Raw genomic sequence first — 4,266 nt, 5'->3', positions numbered from 1 at the left:
GCGCTCAGCTCACCTCATGACAGAAACCGATCAGAAGTCGTCGTCGAAGGAGACCGAGCCCTCCACCGCCGTCTGGTAAGCCGACGCCCGGCGCTCGAAGAAGTTCGTCAGTTCCTGCACGTTCTGGAGCTCCATGAAGGAGAAGGGGTTCTCCGAGCCGTATACGGGCGGGAAGCCGAGGCGCTGGAGGCGCTGGTCGGCTACGCACTGGAGGTATTCGCGCATCGACTCGGTGTTCATGCCGGGGAGGCCGTCGCCGCACAGGTCGCGGCCGAACTGGAGCTCCGCCTCCACGGCCTCCTTGAGCATGTCGGTGACCTGGCGCTCCAACTCGTCGTCGAAGAGGTCCGGCTCCTCCTCACGCACCGTGTCGACGACCGAGAACGCGAAGTTCATGTGCATGGTCTCGTCGCGGAACACCCAGTTGGTGCCGGTCGCCAGGCCGTGCAGCAGGCCGCGCGAGCGGAACCAGTAGACGTAGGCGAAGGCCCCGTAGAAGAACAATCCCTCGATGCACGCGGCGAAGCAGATGAGGTTGAGCAGGAACCGGCGGCGGTCCGCCTTCGACTCCAGGCGGTCGATGTTCTCGACCGAGTCCATCCACTTGAAGCAGAACTGCGCCTTCTCCCGGATGGAGGGGATCTCCTCCACCGCGTCGAAGGCCGCCGCGCGGTCCTCCGGGTCCGGGAGATAGGTGTCGAGCAGCGTCAGATAGAACTGGACGTGCACGGCCTCCTCGAAGAGCTGCCGCGACAAGTACAGCCGCGCCTCGGGGGAGTTGATGTGCTTGTACAGCGTCAGGACGAGGTTGTTCGACACGATCGAGTCGCCGGTCGCGAAGAACGCCACCAGCCGCCCGATCATGTGCTGCTCGCCCGGCGAGAGCTTGGCGAGGTCGGCGACGTCCGAGTGGAGGTCGACCTCCTCCACCGTCCACGTGTTCTTGATCGCGTCGCGGTAGCGGTCGTAGAAGTCCGGGTAACGCATCGGGCGCAGGGTGAGTTCGAAGCCCGGATCCAGGAGGTTCTTGGCGGGCTTTGCGGCCTGATCGGCCGTCGTCTTCTCAGGTGCTGTCGTCATTACTGGCATGCCTCGCAGGACTCGGGGTTTTCCAGGGAGCAGGCGATCGCCTCGGGGTCGGCCTGCTGGGCGGGAACAGGAGCGGGAGCCGTCGCCGGGACCGACGCACGCGCCGACTGCGCGATCCGCGTCGCCGGGCGCGACCGCAGGTAGTACGTGGTCTTGATGCCGCGCTTCCAGGCGTACGCGTACATCGAGCTGAGCTTGCCGATCGTCGGCGAGGACAGGAACAGGTTCAGCGACTGGCTCTGGTCCAGGTACGGCGTACGGGCCGCCGCCATGTCGATCAGCGAACGCTGCGGGATCTCCCACGCGGTGCGGTACAGATCGCGCACCTCCGCCGGAATCCAGCCCAGCTCCTGGATCGACCCGTTGGCCTCCGTCATCGCGTCCCGCGTGGTGCGGTCCCACACGCCGAGCTTCTTCAGGTCCTCCACCAGATAGGCGTTGACCTGGAGGAACTCGCCGCTCAGCGTCTCGCGCTTGAAGAGGTTGGAGACCTGCGGCTCGATGCACTCGTACACGCCCGCGATCGAGGCGATCGTGGCCGTCGGCGCGATGGCCAGCAGCAGCGAGTTGCGCATGCCGGTGACGGCGATACGGGCGCGCAGCGCCGCCCACCGGTCGGCCCACGTCGGCTCGGCGTCGGGGTAGTGGTCCGGGTGGAGCACGCCGCGCGCGGTACGGGTCGCGGACCACGCCGGGTGCGGGCCGTGCCGCTCCGCGAGGTCGGCGGACGCCTCGTACGCGGCGAGCATGATCCGCTCGGAGATCCGGGTGGACAGCGCCTTGGCCTCGGGGGAGTCGAAGGGCAGCCGCAGCCGGAAGAAGACGTCCTGGAGGCCCATCAGGCCCAGGCCCACCGGCCGCCAGCGGGAGTTGGAGTTCCCGGCCTGCTCGGTCGGGTAGTAGTTGATGTCCACGACGCGGTCGAGGAAGGTGACGGCCGTACGGACCGTACGGTCGAGCCGCTCCCAGTCCATCGCCTCTGCCCCGTCGCCGACGTCTCTGCCCAGGTGCGCCGCGAGGTTCACGGAGCCGAGGTTGCAGACGGCCGTCTCGCCGTCGTCGGTGACCTCCAGGATCTCGGTGCACAGGTTCGAGGAGTGCACGACCCGGCCCGGCTCGGCGGTCTGGTTCGCGGTGCGGTTGGCGGCGTCCTTGAACGTCATCCAGCCGTTGCCGGTCTGTGCGAGGGTGCGCATCATGCGGGCGTACAGGACCCGCGCCGGGATCTGCTTGACCGCCAGGCTCGCCGCCTCGGCCGCCCGGTACGCGGCGTCGAACTCCTCGCCGTACAGGTCGACCAGCTCGGGCGCGTCCACCGGCGAGAACAGCGACCAGTCGGCGTCGGCCTCCACGCGGCGCATGAACTCGTCCGGGATCCAGTGCGCCAGGTTGAGGTTGTGGGTGCGCCGCGCCTCCTCGCCGGTGTTGTCGCGCAGCTCCAGGAACTCCTCGATGTCCGCGTGCCACGTCTCCAGGTAGACGCAGGCCGCGCCCTTGCGCCGGCCGCCCTGGTTGACGGCGGCTACGGAGGCGTCGAGGGTCCGCAGGAACGGGACGATGCCGTTGGAGTGGCCGTTGGTGCCGCGGATCAGGGAGCCGCGGGAACGGATGCGGCTGTACGAGAGGCCGATGCCGCCGGCGTGCTTGGAGAGCCGTGCGACCTGGTGGTAGCGGTCGTAGATCGAGTCGAGCTCGTCCAGCGGCGAGTCCAGCAGATAGCAGGACGACATCTGCGGGTGCCGGGTGCCGGAGTTGAAGAGGGTGGGGGAGGAGGGCAGGTAGGACAGCGAGCTGGTGAGCCGGTACAGCTCGGCGACGTCCTCCAGGGCCCGTACGGAACCGTCCTCGGCGAGACCGCACGCCACGCGCAGCAGGAAGTGCTGCGGGGTCTCGATGACCTGCCGGGTGATCGGGTGGCGCAGCAGGTAGCGGCTGTGCAGCGTGCGCAGCCCGAAGTAGCCGAAGCGGTCGTCGGCGCCGTCGGCGAGGGCCTGGTCCACCAGGGCGTCGAGCCGGTCGGCGTGGGCCGTGACGAACGCCGCGGTCGCGTCCGCGATCAGCCCCTCGCGGTGGCCGGTGGCGACGGAGGCGGAGAAGGAGAGCGCACCCTGGCCCGCCGCCTCGCCGGCGATGGCGAGGGTCAGCAGCCGCGCGGCCAGCCGGGAGTACTCGGGCTCCTCGGCGATCAGCCCGGCGGCGGCCTCGGTGGCCAGCGACCGCAGTTCGGCCTCGTCCGAACCGGGGTGGCGGCCGCGCAGCGCGGCGGCGGCGACCTTGCCCGGGTCGGTGGCGGGCAGATCGGCGGTGAGGTCGGTCAGGGTGCGCAGCAGCGCGGTCCCCGGACCGTCGGACGCTACCTCGGAAACCGGATCGGCTGAGACCGGATCGGCGGGCGCGATGGTCACGGTGTGGCTCTCCCTCGCTCGGCGGGGGCCAGGAGGGAGGGGGCGACGGGCGCGTACGAGCGCGACCCGGAAAAGGGCGCACCGCACCGCGTCCACCGGCCCAACCCGCGAGGCCCGGACGTATTCGACGCCCCGGCCGGGTATGGCGGCTCGGCCACGGGCGTGCTGTCGGCAGGCACTCGGACTCATGGGTGCGTAAATACGCACACATACACCGTTGCGGGACAGTTCCGGATTCGCACCGGATTCCCCTGCGGCGACAGCGAGCATGAGCATACATCTTGTGCTGGCGGTCGCACGCACCCCCACATCTTGTGTCGCTCTCCGTGGGAAGTGGGGTGAATGTGCTAGTGGCACTGTCGCGGTTCCCTGGCGATTCTCCCGCGTCGGCGCCGCGATTTCGCCGTATTCCCGCCATGTGGCCGGGGCCGGGGCCGCTGCCTGCGCATGACACGAGCCCCGGTTTCCCTTGCTGCAACAAGCGTATTGACGCCTGGTCCCGCGCCCGATCCGTTGACCGTGCCCGGTCGGCGGAGTTGGCTCGTCCGCGGTCGGCGAGGACCGCCGCGGGGGGCTCCAGGGCGAGCGGTCATCCGGTCACCCGGCATCCTAGGAGGCACGAGATGGGCAGTCGCACGCGGATGGCCGTCGTCGGCGCGGGGCTGTGCGCGCTGGTGCTGCTGCCGGTGGCGGCGGCCGCCGCGTGGCCGGAGGCGCCGCGTCCGGGGTGGCCCGGCCTCGCCTCCGACGGCGCCCAGGCGATCGGCTCCTC

At 69.9% G+C, this 4,266-nt stretch carries 2 protein-coding genes and 1 riboswitch; both genes read right to left on the bottom strand.

Annotation, left to right across the window (positions count from 1 at the left end; all coding sequences use genetic code 11):
• Positions 1-30: 30 nt before the first annotated feature.
• Positions 31-1,080 carry a ribonucleotide-diphosphate reductase subunit beta gene (locus ACFU99_RS35115; protein ID WP_384400088.1) on the bottom strand — a complete coding sequence of 350 codons (1,050 nt, stop codon included), beginning with the start codon at positions 1,078-1,080 and terminating at the stop codon, positions 31-33.
• A complete protein-coding gene (locus tag ACFU99_RS35110; RefSeq protein WP_384400085.1) occupies positions 1,080-3,494 on the bottom strand; it encodes a ribonucleoside-diphosphate reductase subunit alpha in 2,415 nt (804 codons plus the stop codon). The genes ACFU99_RS35115 and ACFU99_RS35110 overlap by 1 nt, the downstream gene beginning before the upstream one ends.
• 152 nt (positions 3,495-3,646) lie before the next feature.
• Positions 3,647-3,777, bottom strand: a riboswitch (cobalamin riboswitch).
• Between the last annotated feature and the right edge of the window lie 489 nt (positions 3,778-4,266).

Origin of the sequence: Streptomyces sp. NPDC057654 (assembly GCF_042800135.1) — a bacterium.
Lineage (GTDB): Bacteria > Actinomycetota > Actinomycetes > Streptomycetales > Streptomycetaceae > Streptomyces.
This window is presented reverse-complemented; position numbering and strand designations above follow the sequence as displayed.